Source organism: Streptomyces sp. NPDC021225, from assembly GCF_044332865.1.
Taxonomy (GTDB): Bacteria; Actinomycetota; Actinomycetes; order Streptomycetales; family Streptomycetaceae; genus Streptomyces.
In genome coordinates, this window is the sequence record NZ_JBIRPV010000001.1 from 1,203,132 (window position 1) to 1,219,966 (window position 16,835).

Here is a 16,835-nt window from a genome sequence, read left to right on the forward strand (position 1 = left end):
CTGATGTCCGGGCTCATGTGGCGTAAGTCGAGCTTCAGCAGCGGCTTGGGCAGCTCCGACTGCGTCGAAGTCGCGGCGTTGCCCGGAGACCTCGTACTCCTTCGCGAGAGCGATGACCCGACCGCCGTCATCACCACGGCGCCGACCCGCTGGGCCACCTTCATACGCGGGGTCAAGCGCGGCGACTTCGACCGACTTCCCCAATAGCGGCTACTTGAGCAGCCGGAAGCCGGGCTGCCTCGCCCACGCCCTCAGGAACTCGGCGGAGCCGTACGCGGCGGGCCATGGATCCGTCATCAGGGCCACGACCCCGGGAAGGCCGGACACGATCGGCACCTGATCCTGGCGTAGCTCAGCGTTGGCGACGCCGCCGAGTACGTCCATGATCCCGGCGGTCAGCAAGGCCAGCGCGACGTGATCGACCGGGCTGTCGCAGAAGGCGAGCACGTCGACCGCGTGGGTCGGGGTGAAGCCGATGAGCGGCCTCTGGTCGGCCTCGTCGGCGTGCTCGGCCTCGAAGATCTCCTCGTCGCCGATGCCGGGGCCCATCAGAGAGACGAGGAGTGGCCGGTGTCCGTCGACACCGCCGGTGTTCGCGATGCCGAGGCTCTCCGCCCGCGCATGGATGTCGTACTCGCCGACTCGCTTCTCCTCAAGCCGTGACGAGGAGCACGCCAAGAAGTCGCGCAGCCGCTGGATGGCGGCGGCGGAGGGGGCCTCCGCCAGCTCGATCACCAATACCGGTCCGGCCACGTGTCACGCCGCCCGGCGACGGCGGAACTCGTCGAGCCAGCGGCGCACTTGCCGGTTGTCGTGCAGATAACCGCCGCCAGGCCCGGCGGGGAGGTCGATGCCGTGCAGGAGGTTCAGCGCCCACCACGCGAGGTCGTCCCAGTCCAGACGGTCGTCGGCGACCCAGCGCCCGGCCCACCGGTCGGCTTCGTCCCGGCTCAGGCGTCCCTCGACGACGGCGACGAAGCGCTTCTCGATCTCATCGAGATCCGGCTGCCCGCTCACCCCCATGCGGGGACGGTACCCGCTCCCGGGCTACCTTGAGCACATCGTTCGCACAACTCGACGAGGGGTGTCAGGGTGAAGCAGCCGTTGACCATCGCGGTGGCGCAGCCGCGCTGCGTGGCTCACGACGTGAGGGCCAACGCGGAGGCCCACGCGGAGGCCGTCCGGGCGGCGGGCGCGCGGGTGGTGGTGTTCCCCGAGATGTCGCTGACGGGGTACGAGCTGGACGCGGTGCCGGTCGCCCCGGACGACGAACGGCTGGCTCCGATCGTCGCCGCGTGCGCCGAGGCCGGGACGCTCGCCCTGGTCGGCGCTCCCGTGCCCGGTCCGCGCATCGGCATGCTGGCGGTGGACGGGGAAGGGGCGAGGGCCGTCTACGGGAAGGTCTATCTGCACGGGAGCGAGGCCGTCCACTTCGTGCCCGGCGAGCCCGCCGTGATCGAGGTGGACGGCTGGCGGCTGGGGCTCGCCATCTGCCGTGACACCGGCATTCCCGAGCACGCCGCGCGGACCGCCGCACTGGGCATCGACGGCTACGTGGCCGGGGTCGTCCACGCCGATCGCGAGGCCGGACTCCACGGCGAGCGCGCCCGCCGGGTCGCCGCCGACCACGGCGTGTGGGTCGCCACGGCCGCCTTCGCGGGGCCGACCGGCGGCGGCTTCGACCGTACGTCCGGCCGCTCGGGCATCTGGTCCTCCGGCGGGGAGCTGATCGCCGAGGCGGGTGCGGCCCCCGACGATGTCGCGCGGGCCGTGTTCGACGGCCGTTCTCAGTCGGGTGAGCGCAGGTAGTTGTAGACCGTCGCCCGGGAGACCCCCAGCAGCTCCGTCACCGCCTGCACGGAGTGCTTGACCTGGAGGAAGCCGCGCGTCTTGAGGGAGCGTACGAGTTCTTTCTTCGCGGCGGAGCCCAGGCTGCGCGGGGTGTGGCCGCGGGCCGCGGCGAACTCCTCGATGACGGTGCGGAGTTCGTCCGCGGTGCGGGCGCGCAGGGTTTCGGTGAGGGGCTGTTCCTGGTCGTCGGTCCTGACCAGGTTGTTGAGGCTGCGGGCGACGCTGGCGAACAGCGAGACGTCGAGGTTGAGGCAGATGGCGGCGATGTATTCGCCCGCGCTGTTCTTGATGCCGATCGAGGTGCTCTTGGCCGGGCGGCCGTCCGGGAAGCGGTTGGGGTAGTTCTGGACGATGTCGGGGAAGCCGGGGTCCTGGATGCGGGCGATGCCGAGCTCGGTGGCGGGGTCGCCGACGGAGCGGCCGGAGAGGTTGCTCTCTATGGCCCGGATGGCGCGTTCGGGGTCGCGAAGGTCGTGCAGGACGACCTCGCACAGGCCCGGGAACATCCGGCCGATGGCGACGACGATCTTCTCGGCCTCGCGCAGGAGCAGGTCGTCCTCGGTGGTCATGGTGTGTCTCCCTGGTCGGCGAAGAGCCCGCCCATCGTGGTCGCCGCCTTGAGCCCCGAGCCCGTCAGCAGCACGACGGTCGTCTCGCCCGGGCGGATCGCGCCCCGGGCGCGGAAGACGTCGATCGCGGCGGCCGCGGTCGCGCTGGTGGGCTCCGCGTACAGGCCCATGGCGGCCAGGCGGCGGACCGCGGTGGCGATGTCGTCCTCCGGGATGGCGGCCATGTCGCCGTCGGAGCGGCGGACGGCCTGGACGACCTCCGGCAGCCGGATCGGCTCGCGGATGGCCGTGCCCTCGGCGACGGTGGGCGCGAAGGGGGCCGCGGCGCGGCCGTGGAAGGCGGCGTGGATGGGGGCGCAGTTGGCGGGCTGGGCGACCAGCAGCCGGGGGCGGCGCCGGATCTGGCCGGAGGCCAGCAGCTCGGAGAAGCCGATGTCGCAGCCCAGGACGGTGGAGCCGGCGCCGGCCACGGTGATCACGTTGTCCGGGGCGGCGAAGCCCAGGTCCTCCCACAGCTCGTAGGCGAGGGTCTTGGTGCCCTGGAGGAAGAACGGGTGCCAGTTGTGGCTCGCGTAGTACGTACGCTCCGAACGGCGCAGCGCCTCCGCGGCGGTGGCGTCCCGGCCGCCCGGGACGAGCTCCACGCGTGCCCCGTACGCGCGGCTCTGGAGCACCTTGGCGGGGGAGGTGGACTCGGGGGCGAGGATCGTGGCCCGGATGCCGGCCGCCGCGCAGTACGCCGCGACCGAGGCCCCGCCGTTGCCCGAGCTGTCCTCGATGACCTCCGGCACGCCGCGCTGCGCCAGCAGGGAGATCATCACGCTGGTGCCGCGGTCCTTGAAGCTGCCGGTGGGGCTGAACCACTCCAGCTTGAAGCGGACCGGGACCTCGCCCCAGGCCTTCTCGACCAGGGGCGTGCAGCCCTCGCCGAGCGAGACCGGGGCGGCGATGTCCACGGGCAGGGCCGCGCGGTAGCGCCACAGCGAGCGGGTGCCGGTGTCCACGTCCTCGCGGGTGATGCCGGGCAGGGGGGAGACGGTCAGCGGGGCGCCGTCGTCGCCGCACCAGCGCGGGTCGGTGAGCGGGTAGCGGGCGCCGGACCGCTCGTCCAGGTACTGGGGGTGGTCGGGAGAGTGAGGTTCAGGATGCACTTTAGATAGTCTGTTTACTTGTAGAAGATTGGTCAAGGATGGTGGGGTGGGAATCAGGCGCGGCTCGCGTACAGCCGCTCCAGGACCGCCGCCACCCCGTCCTCGTCATGGTCCGGCGCCACCTCGTCCGCCACCGCGATCAGGTCCGGGTGCGCATTGCCCATCGCGACCCCGTACCCGGCCCACTTCAGCATCGGGATGTCGTTCGGCATATCGCCGAAGGCGATCGTGTCCGCGGGCGAGAAGCCCAAGCGCTCCGCCGCCCGCCCCAGCCCCAGGGCCTTGTCCACCCCCGCCGGCAACACCTCGATCATGCCCTTCTCGGAGTGCGTCACCGACACCTCGTCCCCGCCCGCCAGCGCCGCGGCCGCCGCGACCCGGCCGTCGGGCAGCTCGCGGTGGCGCATCAGCACCTTCTCGATCGGCTGCGCCCACAGCTCGTCCCGGCTGCCGACGAGCCCCCAGTCCGGGCGCATCCGGTCGGTGAAGCGCGGCGTGATCACAAAGCGGTTCTCGGGCGCGGCGGTGACCACCGCCAGCTCCAGCGGACGCCCGCCCAGCTCCTCCTCGGTGCGCTTGACCACCGCTCGCGCCAGGTCCAGGTCGAGCGACGCGGAGGCCAGCAGCCGGTCCGCCGAGGCGTCGTACAGCTGCGCGCCCTGACCGCACACCGCGAGCCCCTGGTAGCCGATGGCGACCAGGAACTCCCGGCAGGAGGCGGCGGGCCGCCCGGTGACGACCAGATGGGTCGCCCCGGCGCCGCCCGCGAGGGTGAGGGCCGCGCGGGTGCGGGGCGAGACGGTCAGATCGGTGCGCAGCAGCGTGCCGTCGAGGTCGGTGGCCACCAGCCGGAAGCGCGGGCCGGCGGAGCCCGAGCGGGGGCGGGGGAGGCGGATCCCGGTGGCGGCGGGTGCTGAAGGTCTTGCGGATGCGGATGATGCCGGTGTGGCGTCGGCGGTGTGCACGTGCCGTGTCCCTTTCGTCTCCTCGGGGCCGCGGCGGTATGCGCAGATACGCGCGCGACGACGCGCGCGAACGCGGCCCGTCGTCATCGCGGGACGGCCGAGCCGGTGATCGAGCCCCTGAATGCTGAGCCAGAATGGCGGCTCGGGCGGGTGCGATCAAGCGGCCTTGACAGCCGGGCTCACGCCGTCTTCAGCCCCCCGGCTTCCGGACCCGCCTCCGGCTCGGCCTCCGCCTGTCGCGCCGTCACCTGCCTCGGCAGCCGGTAGGAGAGCCTGCCGTACCAGAGCCTCGACAGGGTGAAGCCGAACGACAGGCAGATGACGCCGCCGACGGCATCGAGCCAGAAGTGGTTGGCCGTCGCCACGATCACCACCAGTGTGGCCGTCGGATACAGCAGCCCCAGCGCCTTCGCCCACACCGGGCGGGCCAGCGTGGCGATGGTGACGCCGCACCACAGCGACCAGCCGATGTGCATGGACGGCATCGCCGCGTACTGGTTGGACATGTTGGCCAGATTCCCGGAGGCCATCGACCCCCAGGTGTGATGCGCCACGACGGTGTCGACGAAGTGGCCACCGGCCATCAGCCGGGGCGGGGCCAGCGGGAAGAGGTAGTAGCCGATCAGGGCGACGCCGGTGGTCGCGAGGAGCACCAGCCGGGTGGCGGCGTAGCGGCCCGGGTGCCAGTGGTAGAGCCACACCAGCACGCCGAGGGTCACGATGAAGTGCAGTGTGGCGTAGTAGTAGTTCATTCCTACGATCAGCCAGCTGACCGAGTCGATCGCGTGGTTGACGCCGTGTTCGAAGGCCAGGCCGAGCCGGTGCTCCCAGTCCCAGACCGAGTCGGCGTTGCGCATCGCCTCGCGCCTCTGCTCCGGGACGGCGTTGCGGATCAGTGAGTACGTCCAGTAGCTGACGGCGACCAGGAGGATCTCGAACCAGAGGCGGGGTCTGCGCGGGGTGCGCAGCCGGTCCATGCGGGTATGGACCGGCCCCGGGCGTACGCCGGTCCCGGCGCTGCTCCCCTCGATGGGCGACGGAGTGGCCGTCCGGCCTGCCAGAGTCCTCACAGTCGCTTCACGCATAGGGCAACAGTCTGCCAGAAGCGACCTAACGGGATATCGCCCCCGGGGCCGGTATTGACGTCTTATGTCCCCCTCCGGGCCGCCCCGCATGTGGCGTAGTCCGGCATACGCCCGTTATGCGCCGCCACCTCGCGCCGCCGACCCGTGGGCCGAGGCCGTGGAGCCGCGGACCACCAGCTCCGGGAGGAACACGAACTCGCTGGGCGGGGCCGGGGTGCCGCCGATCTCCTCCAGCAGGGCCCGCACCGCGGCCTGGCCCATCGACTGCACGGGCTTGCGGATGGTGGTCAGCGGCGGGTCCGTGAAGGCGATCAGCGGCGAGTCGTCGAAACCGACCACCGAGATGTCCCGCGGCACCTCCAGGCCCTGCTGCCTGGCCGCCCGTATGGCGCCCAGCGCCATCATGTCGCTCGCGCACACCACCGCCGTGCAGCCGCGCTCGATCAGCGCGCCTGCCGCCGCCTGGCCGCCCTCCAGCGTGTAGAGCGAGTGCTGGATCAGCTCCTCGGACTCCTCGGGAGCCAGCCCGAGCTGCTCGCGCATCGCGTTCTGGAAGCCCTCGATCTTCCGCAGTACGGGTACGAACCGCTTGGGGCCGAGCGCCAGCCCGATCCGGGTGTGCCCGAGCGAGGCCAGGTGGGTCACCGCCAGCAGCATCGCCGCCCGGTCGTCGGGCGAGATGAACGGCGCCCGCACCTTGGGGGAGTAGCCGTCGACCAGGACGAACGGCACGCCCTGGCCGCGCAGCTGGTCGTAGCGCTGCATATCGGCGCTGGTGTCCGCGTGCAGCCCGGAGACGAAGATGATCCCCGCCACCCCGCGGTCCACCAGCATCTCCGTCAGCTCGTCCTCGGTCGAGCCGCCCGGGGTCTGGGTGGCCAGCACCGGGGTGTAGCCCTGGCGGGTCAGCGCCTGGCCGATCACCTGGGCGAGCGCCGGGAAGATCGGGTTCTCCAGCTCGGGGGTGATCAGGCCCACCAGCCCCGCGCTGCGCTGCCGCAGCCGCACCGGACGCTCGTAGCCGAGCACGTCGAGTGCGGCCAGGACGGATTCGCGGGTGGTCGCCGCCACGCCGGGCTTGCCGTTCAGGACGCGGCTGACGGTGGCTTCGCTGACCCCCGCTTGGGCTGCGATGTCGGCGAGCCGTGCGGTCATGGGGCTGGACTGTACCGGTCGCATGTCAGATTGCCCACCACGCGCAGGAATCGGCGGGAATGCGCACGGTGCCGGCCCCGTACTCCAGCGGTGCCGAGGACAGCAGCGCGCGCCCGGGGACGGGCATTTCCACCTCCTCCGCGAGGGTGTTGAGGGTGCACACGAATCCCGGGCGGGACAGCGCGAGCACCCCGTCGGGCGCGTCCAGCCAGTCCATGGGGGTGTCGCCGAGGCCGGGCAGCTCCCTGCGCACCGCGAGCGCCTCGCGGTACAGCTCCAGCGTAGAGTCCGGGTCCCCGGTCTGCGCCTCCACCGACAGATTCCGCCAGTCGGCGGGCTGCGGCAGCCAGCTGCCGCCGGGGCCGAAGCCGTACGACTCGCCCTCGCGCGCCCAGGGGATGGGCACCCGGCAGCCGTCCCGGAAGCCGTCCTGGCCGCTCTCGCGGAAGGTACGGAAGAACGCCGGGTCCTGGCGGCAGTCGTCGGGCAGGTCGGTGACCTCCGGCAGCCCCAGCTCCTCGCCCTGGTAGATGTACGTCGAGCCGGGCAGCGCCAGCATCAGCAGGGCCGCGGCCCGGGCCCGGCGCAGGCCCTGGGCGGGGCTGTCCTCGGCGTAGCGGGTGGGGTGCCGGACCACGTCGTGGTTGGAGAGCACCCAGGTGGTGGGGGCGCCCACGGAGGCGGTCGCGGCCAGCGACTCGTCGATCACCTCGCGCATCGCCGCCGCGTCCCACGGGCACCTGAGGAACTGGAAGTTGAACGCCTGGTGCAGTTCGTCGGGGCGCACGTACAGCGCCAGCCGCTCGGAGGTGGGCGCCCACGCCTCGGCGACGCCGATGCGCGCCGGGCCGCCGTCGTGGGCCCGGCTGTAGGAGTCCAGCAGCCGCCGCCAGGAGCGGTGGATCTCGTGCACCCCGTCCTGGTCGAAGAACGGCAGCACCTGCGCGCCGATCAGCTTGGCCTGCTCGGTGCGGCCGATGTCGGGCAGGCCGGGGGCCTTGACCATGCCGTGCGCGACATCGATACGGAAGCCGTCCACGCCCAGGTCCAGCCAGAACTTCAGGACGGACGCGAACTCCTCGGCGACCTCGGGGCAGTCCCAGTTGAGGTCGGGCTGCTCGGGCGCGAAGAGGTGCAGATACCACTCGCCGGGGGTGCCGTCGGGGCCGGTGGTGCGGGTCCAGGCCGGGCCGCCGAAGACCGACTCCCAGTCGTTGGGCGGCAGCTCGCCGTCCGCGCCGCGGCCCGGGCGGAAGTGGTAGCGCTCGCGGGCCGCCCCCCGAGGCCGGTCCGCGAGCGCCTCCTGGAACCACACATGCCGGTCGGAGGTGTGGTTCGGAACGATGTCCACGATCACCTTGAGACCCAGCTCATGGGCTGTACGGACCAGGTCGTCGGCGTCGGAGAGGGTGCCGAACAGCGGGTCGACGGCGCGGTAGTCGGCCACGTCGTAGCCGCCGTCGGCCTGCGGCGAGGCGTAGAAGGGGGTCAGCCAGACCGCGTCCACGCCCAGCCGGGCCAGGTGCGGCAGCCGCTCGCGGGCGCCGCGCAGGTCGCCGACGCCGTCGCCGTCGCTGTCGGCGAAGGACCGTACGTACACCTGGTAGATGACGGCGTCGCGCCACCAGTCCGCACCGCTGGACGGGCGCGCGGTCTCGGTCTGGGGGGAGGTGGTGAGCTCCTGGGTCATGTCGGTGAACGTAACAGCTCTGCAATGCCTTGCGGAAGAGTTTGCAGAGGCTCGGGGCGTCCCGGCGGGGGCTCGGGGTGAGGTCCCGGCGGCGCCGGGGCGCATCGGCGCCCGAGTCAAGCGCCAGAGCGGCTACCAGTGGGACACGCGGAGGTAACGATCCCGGGTCCTTGCTGAAATCTGCTGCAAAGTCTTTCGGCTCATTTGCATCCCTGTTACGTTCCTCGGCAACTCGGCGCCGCGATGGAGCGGCCGGCTTTGGAGGGGTTCAGATGCGACGTGGCATAGCGACCACCGCACTCGTCGCGGCGATGGCGCTCGCGGCGACCGCGTGCGGCGGTGACAACGACAACGGCAGCGGCGGGGGCGGGAAGTCCTCCGGGGAGATCTCCGGCACCGTGACCTACTGGGACACCTCGAACGAAGCCGAGAAGGGCACCTACCAGCAGCTCGCCGAGGACTTCAGCAAGAAGTACCCGAAGGTCAAGGTCAACTACGTCAACGTCCCCTTCGGCGAGACGCTGAACAAATTCAAGAACGCCGCGGGCAGCGGCGGCTCCGGCGCCCCGGACGTGCTGCGCGCCGAGGTCGCCTGGACCCAGGACCTCGCCAACATCGGCTATCTGGCCCCGCTGGACGGCACCCCCGCCCTCGCAGACGAGTCGGACTATCTGCCCAAGGCCGCCGCCGGCACCAAGTTCAAGGACAAGACCTACGCCGTGCCGCAGGTCATCGACACCCTCGGCCTCTTCTACAACAAGAAGCTGCTGAAGGAGGCCGGCGTCGAGCCGCCGACCAGCTGGACCGAGCTCGAGGCGGCCGCGAAGAAGATCAAGGAGAAGACCGGCAAGACCGGTCTCTACCTGCGCGGCGACGACGCCTACTGGTACCTGCCCTTCATCTACGGCGAGGGCGGCGACCTCCTGGACACCAAGGCCCACAAGGTCACCGTCGACGAGGAGCCCGGCGTCCGGGCCTTCGCGACCGCCCGCGACCTGGTCAAGTCCGGCGCGGCGGTCACCGACGCCACCGACGGCTGGGACAACATGCAGAACGCCATCAAGAACGGCGATGTCGCGATGACCGTCAACGGGCCGTGGGCGATCGAGGACACCCTGGCCGGCAAGGCGTTCAAGGACGACAAGGACAACCTCGGCGTGGTGCCCGTCCCGGCCGGCAGCAAGGCCCAGGGCTCCCCGCAGGGCGGCCAGAACCTCACCGTCTACGCCGGGTCCAAGAACCTGGACGCCTCCTACGCCTTCGTCAAGTACATGAGCTCGCCCGAGGTCCAGGCCAAGACCACCGAGAAGCTCAGCCTGCTGCCGACCCGCACCTCGGTCTACGCGAACAAGGCGGTCGCGGCCAACCCCAACGTCAAGTTCTTCAAGTCGGCCGTGGACAAGGCCGTCGAGCGCCCGTGGATCCCCGAGGGGAACAGCCTCTTCCAGGCGATCCTGGTGCAGTTCCCGAACGTGGTGACCGGCAAGACCTCCCCCGAGAAGGCGGCCAAGGCGGTCGGCGACGCGTACCGCAAGCTCCTCAAGGGCGACTGGAAGTAGGGACCCGCGACGATGACTGTCGAGACCGGGCAGTCGGCGGGATCGGCCGCGGGGGCGAACAGCGCCCGCGGCCCGGCCCGCGAGACCGCTGACAAGGGCAGGACGGGCGGGACCGGCAAGGGCGGCGGGCGGCCCCCCGGCCGGATCCGCAACGCGCTGAGCCGCCACTGGTACGCCTGGGCCATGGTCGCCCCCGTCGTGCTGGTGATCGGGCTGATCATCGGCTATCCGCTGGTGCGCGGCCTCTACCTCTCGCTCACCGACGCCAACGAGGCGAACGTCGAGCGCACCATCGGGATGAACCACATTCCCGCGACCTACAAGTCCGTCGGCCTGGACAACTTCACCGCGATCCTGAAGGACCAGGTCTTCTGGGACCGGCTCGGCTGGACCCTGACCTGGACCGTCGCCTGTGTCACCGTCACCTTCGCGCTGGGCCTGGGTCTGGCCGTCCTGCTGAACCGCTCATTCGCCGGCCGCGCCGTCTACCGTTCGCTGCTGATCCTGCCCTGGGCCGTCCCCGCCTTCGTCTCGGTCTTCGCCTGGCGCCTCCTCTACAACGAGAAGAACGGCATCCTCAACAAGATCCTGGACGGCGGCGGCATCGACGCCGTGCCCTGGCTGAACGACCCCACCATGGCCAAGATCGCGGTGATCGCGGTCAACGTCTGGCTCGGCGTGCCGTTCATGCTGGTCGCGCTGCTCGGCGGATTGCAGTCCATCCCCGGTGAGCTGTACGAGGCCGCCGAGATGGACGGGGCCGGGCCGGGGCAGCGGTTCCGCCACATCACCCTGCCCGGGCTGCGGTCGGTCAGCTCCACCGTGGTCCTGCTGTCGACCATCTGGACCTTCAACATGTTCCCGGTGATCTTCCTGCTCACGCGCGGCGGACCGGGCGACAGCACGGAGATCCTGGTGACGTACGCCTACCGGCTGTCGTTCGTCAACAGCCCGCGCGACTTCGCGGGCGCCTCCGCATGGGGCGTACTCATCCTGCTGATCCTCATGCTCTTCGCGCTGGTCTACCGCCGCGCGCTCCGCCGGCAGGGAGAGGTGTGGTGACCATGCGCGACCAACGACGCTCCCCGCTGGCCTCGATCGGCCTGCACGCGACCCTGATCATCGCCTCCGCCGTCGCGGTCTTCCCGCCGCTGTGGCTGCTGGTGACCTCCCTGAAGCCCAAGAGCGAGGCGTTCTCCACGGATGTGGTGAAGAACCCGACGTTCGCCAACTACCGCCATGTCCTCGCCGATACGGAGTTCCTCACCTGGTTCGGCAACTCGCTGTTCATCGTGGTGATCACCACGCTGCTCGGCGTGTTCGTGGCGGCCACCACCGGATACGCCGTCAGCCGCTTCCGCTTCCCCGGGATGCGCCCGCTGATGTGGCTGCTGCTGATCACCCAGATGTTCCCGGTGGCCATCCTCATCGTCCCGCTGTACAACATCATGTCGACGCTGGGCTGGCTCAACCAGCCGGTGGCCCTGATCGTCACCTACCTCACCGTCGCCGTGCCGTTCTGCGCCTGGATGATGAAGGGCTTCTTCGACACCATCCCGGTGGAGATCGACGAGGCGGGCCGGGTCGACGGGCTCAACCCCTTCGGCACCTTCTGGCGGCTGGTGGTGCCGCTGGCCAAGCCGGGCCTCGCGGTGACCGGGTTCTACACCTTCATCACCGCCTGGGCCGAGGTGGCCTACGCCTCCGCCTTCATGACGGGGGAGGAGAACCTCACCCTCTCGGCCGGGCTCCAGACCTTCGTCAACCAGTACAGCTCGGACTGGGGCTCCATGACCGCGGCCGCCGTCATGATCGCCATCCCGGCGACCCTGGTGTTCTCCTGGGCCCAGCGCCACCTGGTCGCCGGGCTCACCTCCGGCGCGACCAAGTCGTAAGTTCCTTGCGCAAGTTCTTGCAGCAGTGTCTCCGGTGTCTCGATCGTCCCTTGCACTCCCCCCACCCAGCAGGAGGAACGATGGCCACAAGAACCCTCGCCGCAGCCCTCGCCCTGGCGGCCGGCGCCGCGCTGACCGCCGCCCTGCCGGGGCAGGCGCAGGCCGCGCCGCCCGGCGCCAAGGACGTCACCGCCGAACTCTTCGAGTGGAAGTACGACTCGGTGGCCAAGGAGTGCACCAGCACGCTGGGGCCGGCCGGCTACGGCTATGTCGAGGTGTCCCCGGCGACCGAGCACATCCAGGGCGGTCAGTGGTGGACCTCGTACCAGCCCGTCAGCTACAAGATCGCCGGTCGGCTCGGCGACCGCGCCGCCTTCAAGAGCATGATCGACACCTGCCACGCGGCGGGCGTGAAGGTCGTCGCCGACGCCGTCATCAACCACATGTCGGCGGGGTCCGGCACCGGCACCGGCGGCTCCTCGTACACCAAGTACGACTACCCCGGCATCTACCAGTCCCAGGACATGGACGACTGCACCGCGCAGATCAGCAACTACCAGGACCGCTGGAACGTCCAGCGCTGCGAGCTGGTGGGCCTGGCCGACCTGGACACCGGCGAGCCGTATGTGCGCGACCGGATCGCCCAGCACCTCAACGACCTGCTCTCGCTCGGCGTCGACGGCTTCCGGATCGACGCCGCCAAGCACATGGCCGCCGACGACCTGGCCGCGATCAAGGGCAAGCTCAGCAACCCGAACGTCTACTGGAAGCAGGAGGCGATCTACGGCGCGGGCGAGGCCGTCTCGCCGACCGAGTACCTGGGCAACGGCGATGTCCAGGAATTCCGCTACGGCCGCGATCTCAAGCGCGTCTTCAACGGCGAGAAACTGGCGTACCTCAACAACTTCGGCGAGGGCTGGGGCTATATGGCCTCGGATAAATCCGGTGTCTTCGTCGACAACTGGGACACCGAGCGCAATGGCTCCACCCTGTCCTACAAGGACAACGCCAACTACACCCTCGCCAACGTCTTCATGCTGGCCTGGCCCTACGGCTCCCCGGACGTCCACTCCGGCTATGAGTTCTCCGACAACGACGCCGGGCCGCCCAACGGGGGCACGGTGAACGCCTGCTGGCAGGACGGCTGGAAATGCCAGCACAAATGGCCCGAGATCATCAAAATGGTGGCCTTCCGCAACACGGCGCGCGGCACGGCGGTCACCAACTGGTGGGACAACGGCAACAACGCCATCGCTTTCGGGCGCGGTGACAGGGCGTACGTCGCCATCAACCACGAGAGCGGCTCGCTGACCCGGACCTTCCAGACCTCGTTGCCCGCGGGCGACTACTGCGATGTGCAGAGCGGCAGGGGCGTCACGGTCAACTCCTCCGGCCAGTTCACCGCCACTCTCGGCAGCAACACCGCGGTGGCCCTGCACACGGGCGCGAGGAGCTGCGGCTGAGCCATGGAGCCGAGCGGAGCCGCGCATCGGGGGATGTGCGGCTCCTTCGCGGTTGCGCGGGCCGCTACGGCTTGGTGCGGGAGAACTGGTCGGTGGTGCCGTCGGTCCAGGTGAGGGAGAGAGTCCGGCCGCTGACCCGGGCCGTGCCGTTCAAGGTCTTGCCGGCACAGGTGAAGGAGGCGGCCATGGCGGAGGTGAGGGTCCCGGGGCAGGTCTTGTCGGGGCCGGTCAGGGCCATGGACGTGCCGTTGACCCGCAAGGTGAGCAGGTTGCCGTTCGCGTCCCGCATCCGGAAGTACCACGTGCCCTGGGCGCTCGCCAACTGGCCGGAGGCGGTGGGCGGGGCGACGCTCGTACGGCTCGGGACCGGGGCCTTGGTGGGGGCGCTGGTGGTGCTGCGGCTGGGGAGCGGGGTGGCGGTCTTGCCGGGGGTCTTGCTCGGGGTGGGGCTGGAGGACTTCATGTTGCCCGAGCCCCCGGTGCCGGAGGGCGTGGGCTTGCCCGCGTCCGTGGACTGACTGGCGCCCTTGTCGTCCTTGGTCGGCGCCGCCGACTTTCCGTCGCCGTCGTCGCCGCAGCCGGTCAGGGTGAGTGCCAGCACCGCGACAGCGGTGGCGGCGATCGAAGTCGTTATCCGCACGAGATATCCTGCCGTACCCAATTCAATATTCGGAATTCTGTGGTCGTCGGCGAGCCTTCCACACGCGACAAGCCGAAATCCAGCGCTCACGGGGGTTCTCTGGATCAGTTCCGCTGTACTGCGGATAATCGCTTTCCGGGCAGGGTGATGCCATGTCAGGGTTGCCGGGTGCATACCTCCCCACGTGAACTGGTGCGTTGGCAGTTCGAGCTGACCTGGTCCCTGTTCGAGTACCACCTGGAGCGGCTGGAGCCGGAGGACTTCCTGTGGGAGCCCGCCGCCCTTTGTTGGACCGTACGTCAGCAGCCGGACGGGACCTGGGTGCCCGACTGGGCGGACACCGAACCCGATCCGGTGCCCGTCCCCACGATCGGCTGGCTGAGCTGGCACATCGGCTGGTGGTGGAGCGTGACCATCGACCACGCACAGGGCCGGACGCCCCGGGACCGCACCGAGGTCACCTGGCCGGGCGAGGGGACGGCGGCCGTCGAGTGGCTGCGCGGGCTGCGCACGGACTGGCTGGCGGTGCTGGACAAGCTCACCGACGCCGACCTGGAGGCCGTCGCGCCCTTCCCCTGGCAGAACGACCCCCAGCACACCGTCGCCCATATGCTCGGCTGGGTGAACGCCGAGCTCATGAAGAACGCCGCCGAGATCGGCCAGCTCCGGATGGTGCGCGCGGCCTCACCACGCTGAACTGAGCCGAGCCGAGATCAGCGCAGCGCCGTCAGCCGCCCGCCGCCCATCAGCCGGCCGCTCAGCCGGGCCTGGTCGCCCGCCTGGGCGGGCACCGCCAGCAGCCGTCCCGCCGCCCTGCCCCGCACATCGCCGCGCGCCGCGACGGAGGTCACCTGGGCGCTGCCCGCGGCCAGCAGATACCACCGCCCGGTGCGCGACTTCCACAGCGCGCCCATCAGCACCCGCGGCTCACGCGGCCCGCAGGCCGGGGAGCCGTCCGCGCTCGCGACGACCGCGGCCGGGGAGCCCGGGTCCTTGGCCGGCGGCTGGAACTGGGCCAGCACCCGGTCGCCCACACCCCGCCAGGTCTCGGCGCGCGTACACATCCAGTCCGCCGCGCCGCCGCCCTCGGGCAGCCGCTGCGCCGCGAACCGCCAGGCGTTCACCGAGCGCACGCCCCGCGAGTGCAGCAGCGGCAGCCGGCAGGCGGTGTGCGCCCAGGCCTCCCGGGCCTGCGCGCCCGCCACATCCCGCGGCCCGCCGGCCCGCCCGCCCGGAGCGCCGTACGTCAGCCGGGCCGGGACGAGCTCGCCCAGGTCCGTCACCAGGCGCGAGCCGAGCCGCAGCGCCGTCCAGCTCTCGCAGTCCGGCGCCCGCCCCGGACCGCGCACCAGGCCCGCCCCGCCCGCGCGCACCGGGTCGGTCACCCCGTCCGCCGCCAGCCGCAGCGGCCGCGCCGCCTCGCCGGGCCGCACCAGGTCGCGTACGGAGGGGTGACGCACCCAAGGGGCCGTCAGATAACGGACGTTCCCGTCCGTGCGGGTGATGACCAGGGCGGTCGAGGAGGCCGCGTCGGCGGCGTCGGCCCGCGCGAACTCCACCGCCACGTGGCCGCCGTCGCCGCGCCCCTGCTCGGCGTACCGCACCACCCGCAGCCCGTCGTACAGCAGGACCACCGTCACCTGGTCGACCTCGCCCGCGTACAGCAGCTGCGGCGGCCCCGGCGGCGGGCCCGACTGGGTGCCGGGCGTGGCCGACACCAGCACCGAGCGGCCCGGCCGGGCCCAGACGGCCAGCGCGCGGCGCAGCAGCGGCATGTCCTCCGTACGGTCGCCGCGCGCGGGCCAGGACGAGAAGTCGGCGCGGGTCGCGGTGCGCCACACCTCGGGCGTGGCGCGGGTCAGCCGGGCCGGGTCCAGCGCCCGCTCCGAGGCCGGGTTGCGCGCGTACGGGGGCGCTGCCGCGCCGCCGGGGCCCCAGCCCTCGCCCGGCAGGCCGAGCAGCGCGCCGCACACCAACAGCGCGGCGCCCGCGGCCAGCGCCGCCCGCCCGTGCTGGCGGCGCCGCAGCAGATCGGTGGGCCGGGCCTGGAGCGAACACGGGTCGAACTCGGGGGACTCCAGCAGCGCCCCGTCCCGGCTGCCCGCCGGGTCCTCCACCGTGTCCGCCTCCGCGAGGGCGTCCCGCGGGTCGGCGACCCCCGCGGCCTTCAGCACCTCGCGCACCTCGCGGTCGCCCAACCGCTCCAGGCCGCGCAGCACATACGCGGCCCGGCCCGGGCCCGACAGCTCCGACAGCGCCTTGTCCAGGGCGAGTTCATCGGCCCCGCCCGGGCGCGGGAACAGCCGCAGCCCCCACACCCGCGGCAGCGCCGGGGCCAGCGGCCCGCGCCGCCGCCGCGCGGCGCGCAGCGCTCCGCGCAGCACTCGCAGCCGTACGAAGGCGTACCCGGCGTCCACCGCCGCGCCCTCCGGCGCGCGCTGCCCGGGCAGCCGGGGCCCGGAGTCGGCGCCGCTGTCGGCCTCCGCGTCCGCGTCCGCGTCCGTGTCCGCGTCCGTGTCCGCGTCCGTGCCCGTGTTCGTCCGGTTGCGGGGCAGCGCGCGCTGCGCGAGCGCGTGCGCCGCCAGCACCCGCCGTGTGCGCCCCATGCCGGGCGGCAGCACCAGGTAGCCGAGCCGCACCAGGCGCGGGTAGTGCTCGACGATGGCGGCCTCGGCCTGCTCGACGTCGATGAGGGAGGGGGAATCGCCGGAGAGGTTGGCTGTCGCCTGTTGCTGCTCCACGGTTTGGAGAACGAGCGCCGCATGCGATGGTCACCACGGCCCGCGCCTGGGCCGTAGCGCCCAGGCGCGGT

16 protein-coding genes and 1 pseudogene are annotated in these 16,835 nt (G+C 71.6%); 7 read left to right on the forward strand and 10 right to left on the reverse strand.

The annotated features are described in order from the left end of the window. Positions 1-3: 3 nt before the first annotated feature. Positions 4-207, forward strand: a complete 204-nt coding sequence (locus tag ACH4S9_RS05560) for a DUF397 domain-containing protein (RefSeq protein WP_398369998.1) — start codon at positions 4-6, stop codon at positions 205-207. Between the two features lie 3 nt (positions 208-210). Here the strand turns inward: ACH4S9_RS05560 and ACH4S9_RS05565 are convergent, their stop codons facing one another. Both ACH4S9_RS05565 and ACH4S9_RS05570 read right to left on the reverse strand, forming a co-directional pair. After that, a complete protein-coding gene (locus ACH4S9_RS05565) occupies positions 211-753 on the reverse strand; it encodes a DUF6368 family protein (protein WP_398370000.1) in 543 nt (180 codons plus the stop codon). Positions 754-756: 3 nt separating this feature from the next. Then, positions 757-1,023: a hypothetical protein gene (locus tag ACH4S9_RS05570; protein WP_358848325.1), complete on the reverse strand. Its 267-nt coding sequence runs from the start codon at positions 1,021-1,023 to the stop codon at positions 757-759. Positions 1,024-1,092: 69 nt separating this feature from the next. On the opposite strand from ACH4S9_RS05570, the gene ACH4S9_RS05575 reads away from it, so the two are divergent. After that, positions 1,093-1,809: a carbon-nitrogen hydrolase family protein gene (locus ACH4S9_RS05575; RefSeq protein WP_398370002.1), complete on the forward strand. Its 717-nt coding sequence runs from the start codon at positions 1,093-1,095 to the stop codon at positions 1,807-1,809. Here ACH4S9_RS05575 and ACH4S9_RS05580 read toward each other — a convergent pair. From ACH4S9_RS05580 to ACH4S9_RS05605, 6 genes are all read right to left on the reverse strand, one after another. Next, on the reverse strand, positions 1,788-2,420 hold the full coding sequence (locus ACH4S9_RS05580) for a transcriptional regulator (protein ID WP_385347228.1): 633 nt from the start codon (positions 2,418-2,420) through the stop codon (positions 1,788-1,790). The two genes, ACH4S9_RS05575 and ACH4S9_RS05580, sit on opposite strands and share 22 nt — an antisense overlap. Continuing rightward, positions 2,417-3,532, reverse strand: coding sequence for a pyridoxal-phosphate dependent enzyme (locus tag ACH4S9_RS05585; RefSeq protein ID WP_311730093.1), 1,116 nt, complete (start codon positions 3,530-3,532; stop codon positions 2,417-2,419). The genes ACH4S9_RS05580 and ACH4S9_RS05585 overlap by 4 nt, the downstream gene beginning before the upstream one ends. A 92-nt stretch (positions 3,533-3,624) precedes the next feature. Then, positions 3,625-4,416 carry a Cof-type HAD-IIB family hydrolase gene (locus tag ACH4S9_RS05590; protein ID WP_361192980.1) on the reverse strand — a complete coding sequence of 264 codons (792 nt, stop codon included), beginning with the start codon at positions 4,414-4,416 and terminating at the stop codon, positions 3,625-3,627. A 299-nt stretch (positions 4,417-4,715) separates the two neighbouring features. After that, complete coding sequence (locus ACH4S9_RS05595; protein WP_398370005.1) at positions 4,716-5,621, reverse strand: phosphatase PAP2 family protein; 906 nt, start codon at positions 5,619-5,621, stop codon at positions 4,716-4,718. A 114-nt stretch (positions 5,622-5,735) separates the two neighbouring features. Further along, a complete protein-coding gene (locus ACH4S9_RS05600) occupies positions 5,736-6,776 on the reverse strand; it encodes a LacI family DNA-binding transcriptional regulator (RefSeq protein ID WP_358848330.1) in 1,041 nt (346 codons plus the stop codon). A gap of 25 nt (positions 6,777-6,801) precedes the next feature. Further along, positions 6,802-8,466 carry a glycoside hydrolase family 13 protein gene (locus tag ACH4S9_RS05605; protein WP_398370007.1) on the reverse strand — a complete coding sequence of 555 codons (1,665 nt, stop codon included), beginning with the start codon at positions 8,464-8,466 and terminating at the stop codon, positions 6,802-6,804. Between the two features lie 272 nt (positions 8,467-8,738). Between ACH4S9_RS05605 and ACH4S9_RS05610 the strand changes: the two genes are divergently transcribed. The 4 genes and pseudogenes from ACH4S9_RS05610 to ACH4S9_RS05625 all read left to right on the forward strand — a co-directional run. After that, a complete protein-coding gene (locus ACH4S9_RS05610) occupies positions 8,739-10,025 on the forward strand; it encodes an extracellular solute-binding protein (protein WP_311730040.1) in 1,287 nt (428 codons plus the stop codon). Between the two features lie 12 nt (positions 10,026-10,037). Next, positions 10,038-11,087 carry a sugar ABC transporter permease gene (locus ACH4S9_RS05615; protein ID WP_311730039.1) on the forward strand — a complete coding sequence of 350 codons (1,050 nt, stop codon included), beginning with the start codon at positions 10,038-10,040 and terminating at the stop codon, positions 11,085-11,087. Positions 11,088-11,089: 2 nt separating this feature from the next. After that, a complete protein-coding gene (locus ACH4S9_RS05620) occupies positions 11,090-11,920 on the forward strand; it encodes a carbohydrate ABC transporter permease (protein WP_311730038.1) in 831 nt (276 codons plus the stop codon). Positions 11,921-12,000: 80 nt separating this feature from the next. Next, positions 12,001-13,380, forward strand: a pseudogene (locus tag ACH4S9_RS05625) (alpha-amylase family protein); the annotation flags it as partial. A gap of 67 nt (positions 13,381-13,447) precedes the next feature. Here the strand turns inward: ACH4S9_RS05625 and ACH4S9_RS05630 are convergent. Then, positions 13,448-14,023 (reverse strand): hypothetical protein, encoded by a 576-nt coding sequence (locus tag ACH4S9_RS05630; RefSeq protein WP_398370011.1) that lies wholly within the window; start codon positions 14,021-14,023, stop codon positions 13,448-13,450. Positions 14,024-14,170: 147 nt separating this feature from the next. Between ACH4S9_RS05630 and ACH4S9_RS05635 the strand changes: the two genes are divergently transcribed. Further along, a complete protein-coding gene (locus ACH4S9_RS05635; RefSeq protein WP_361192993.1) occupies positions 14,171-14,719 on the forward strand; it encodes a DinB family protein in 549 nt (182 codons plus the stop codon). Positions 14,720-14,736: 17 nt separating this feature from the next. Here ACH4S9_RS05635 and ACH4S9_RS05640 read toward each other — a convergent pair whose 3' ends face one another. Continuing rightward, positions 14,737-16,764, reverse strand: a complete 2,028-nt coding sequence (locus ACH4S9_RS05640; protein WP_398370014.1) for a hypothetical protein — start codon at positions 16,762-16,764, stop codon at positions 14,737-14,739. Between the last annotated feature and the right edge of the window lie 71 nt (positions 16,765-16,835).

Coding starts and splice junctions, on each gene's coding strand:
- ACH4S9_RS05615 (WP_311730039.1), top strand. CDS start 10,038: ATGACTGTCGAGACCGGGCAGTCGGCGGGATCGGCCGCGGGGGCGAAC.
- ACH4S9_RS05560 (WP_398369998.1), top strand. CDS start 4: ATGTCCGGGCTCATGTGGCGTAAGTCGAGCTTCAGCAGCGGCTTGGGC.
- ACH4S9_RS05605 (WP_398370007.1), bottom strand. CDS start 8,466: ATGACCCAGGAGCTCACCACCTCCCCCCAGACCGAGACCGCGCGCCCG.
- ACH4S9_RS05570 (WP_358848325.1), bottom strand. CDS start 1,023: ATGGGGGTGAGCGGGCAGCCGGATCTCGATGAGATCGAGAAGCGCTTC.
- ACH4S9_RS05620 (WP_311730038.1), top strand. CDS start 11,090: ATGCGCGACCAACGACGCTCCCCGCTGGCCTCGATCGGCCTGCACGCG.
- ACH4S9_RS05635 (WP_361192993.1), top strand. CDS start 14,171: ATGCCATGTCAGGGTTGCCGGGTGCATACCTCCCCACGTGAACTGGTG.
- ACH4S9_RS05595 (WP_398370005.1), bottom strand. CDS start 5,621: ATGCGTGAAGCGACTGTGAGGACTCTGGCAGGCCGGACGGCCACTCCG.
- ACH4S9_RS05610 (WP_311730040.1), top strand. CDS start 8,739: ATGCGACGTGGCATAGCGACCACCGCACTCGTCGCGGCGATGGCGCTC.
- ACH4S9_RS05580 (WP_385347228.1), bottom strand. CDS start 2,420: ATGACCACCGAGGACGACCTGCTCCTGCGCGAGGCCGAGAAGATCGTC.
- ACH4S9_RS05600 (WP_358848330.1), bottom strand. CDS start 6,776: ATGACCGCACGGCTCGCCGACATCGCAGCCCAAGCGGGGGTCAGCGAA.